Origin of the sequence: Corynebacterium frankenforstense (assembly GCF_030211955.1) — a bacterium.
Classification (GTDB): domain Bacteria; phylum Actinomycetota; class Actinomycetes; order Mycobacteriales; family Mycobacteriaceae; genus Corynebacterium; species Corynebacterium frankenforstense_A.
Window position 1 is genome coordinate 1 of record NZ_JASODI010000117.1, and the last position, 230, is coordinate 230.

1 protein-coding gene is annotated in these 230 nt (G+C 56.5%); it reads right to left on the reverse strand.

The genetic code is table 11. The features are described 5' to 3' along the window. On the reverse strand, nucleotides 1-230 hold a 230-nt coding region (locus QP119_RS11770; protein ID WP_284776362.1), incomplete at both ends, for a hypothetical protein.

Genomic DNA, 230 nt, shown 5'->3' on the forward strand with positions numbered 1-230 from the left:
TTAACGTCGCGTCCCTGACACAGACCGCGCCACTGCGCGAGGGCTGATTCGCTACGACCATCGAACCAGTTCAGCCACCACAGAGTGGCGTTCAGCGGATAATCGCGCAGCAGTTTCTCGCGCTGCAAACGCGCGTTGTCCTGACGACCACTTAACACCAGTAGCAGGTTATGCAGGCAAAGCACTTCCTGATTGGTTGGGCAGGCGCGAAGACTTTGTTGGCAAAAATC